Origin of the sequence: Vibrio sp. B181a, from assembly GCF_030248375.1 — a bacterium.
Lineage (GTDB): Bacteria > Pseudomonadota > Gammaproteobacteria > Enterobacterales > Vibrionaceae > Vibrio > Vibrio campbellii.
Genome location: NZ_JAHGAD010000161.1, coordinates 1 through 1,889, shown reverse-complemented (window position 1 = coordinate 1,889; position 1,889 = coordinate 1). Strand labels below are relative to the sequence as shown.

At 50.0% G+C, this 1,889-nt stretch carries 1 protein-coding gene; it reads left to right on the top strand.

Going from position 1 to position 1,889, the window contains the following annotated elements; all coding sequences use genetic code 11:
- Positions 1-1,563 (top strand): efflux RND transporter permease subunit (locus tag KIO97_RS26920; protein ID WP_285384444.1); only part of this gene is annotated, 1,563 nt, incomplete at its 5' end.
- Positions 1,564-1,889: the final 326 nt, after the last annotated feature.

Genomic DNA, 1,889 nt, shown 5'->3' with positions numbered 1-1,889 from the left:
AAACGCACTGGTCGTATGCTATTGGTGTTCGCGGCAATGAGTGCCGGCGCAGGTTGGTTATTCATGAACCTACCAACATCGTTCCTGCCTGATGAAGACCAAGGTACCGTGTTCTCAATGGCAATTTTGCCACCGAACTCGACTCAAGAGCAGACAGAAAAGACACTAGAAAAAGTCCGTAACTACTTCCTAGAAGAAGAGAAAGACAACGTTGCGTCAGTGTTCTCGGTAGCGGGCTTCAGCTTCGCGGGTCAAGGTCAGAACATGGGTATGGCGTTTATCGGTCTGAAAGATTGGTCAGAACGTGAAGCTCCGGGTTCGGATGCGGCTTCGCTGACAGGTCGTGCGATGGGTTACTTCTCAACGATTAAAGAAGCAATGGTGTTTGCGTTTGCGCCACCGGCGATTCAAGAGTTGGGTAACGCGACTGGTTTCGACTTCTATCTACAAGACTCAACCGGTAACGGTCATGAAGCGCTTGTGGCGGCCCAATACCAAATCCTAGGTATGGCAGCACAAAACCCGAAACTGGTGGGTGTACGTCCAAACGGTCAGGCAGATGCGCCGATGTACCAAGTGCATATCGACCACGTAAAATTGCGTGCGCTTGATGTGAGCATTAACGATGTAAACCAAATCCTCGCTTCGGCATGGGGTGGTGCGTACATCAACGATTACATCGACCGCGGGCGCGTGAAGAAGGTAATGGTGCAGAGTGATGCTGAACACCGTATGCAGCCGAAAGATTTCGACTCATGGTACGTGCGTAACTCACAGGGTGAAATGGTGCCATTCTCGGCATTCGCAACAGGTGAGTGGACCTACGGTTCTCCGCTATTGCAACGCTTTAACGGTCTACCTGCGATGAACATCCAAGGTGGCGCGGCTCCAGGCGTAAGTACTGGTGAAGCGATGGCAGAAATCGAAGCCATGGTAGAAAAACTGCCTCCTGGCTTTACGGTGAACTGGAACGGCATCTCTTACGAGGAACGTCTGTCTGGTAACCAAGCGCCAATGCTTTACGCGCTGTCGATTCTGGTTGTCTTCCTTGTACTAGCAGCACTTTATGAGAGCTGGTCAGTACCATTCGCGGTTGTGCTTGTAGTGCCTCTAGGTGTGCTGGGTGCGGTACTTGCGGTCATGACTCGCGGTATGGATAACGACGTTTTCTTCCAAGTAAGCTTGTTGACCACTGTTGGTCTGGCAACGAAGAACGCGATTCTTATTGTGGAATTTGCTAAGGAATACTACGAGAAAGGCGCGGGCTTGATTGAAGCAACGCTGCACGCAGTACGTGTTCGTCTTCGTCCTATCATCATGACCTCGCTTGCGTTTGGTCTGGGTGTAGTGCCACTGGCAATCAGTGCGGGTGTAGGCTCTGCGGGTCAAAACGCGGTAGGTACAGGTGTACTTGGCGGTATGGTAAGTGCGACCTTGCTTGGTATCTTCTTCGTGCCGGTGTTCTTCGTCGTGGTTGAGCGTTTGTTTGACCGCCGCGCGAGAAAAGAAGCACAAAAAGAGCAAGTGGAATCTACTTCACAACCAACGGCAAGCCAAGAGTAAGACTTAGCGCTAAAGACTAAGTTATACTATTGCTAATAAGTACAAGAAAAGGGCGCTTCGGCGTCCTTTATTTTTGGATTCAATTGGATAGTTTGCGTTTGAGGTGAAATACTGAGCCAAGAGCGTGTGGCAATTAGATTCCTGATCTCGCCTAGGCTCGTCGGAATGACGGGGTGTTGCTCTTTCGGTTATGTTTGTGGTGGAATGTATTCGTCGATGATCGCAGTGATTACATCTTCACGGTTTTGTTCGATCATATCGCTAATGTCGTCAGTTGTCTATGAAAACCTATCGTGAGCAAGCCAAAGGGCTGCCTGATTTATTGA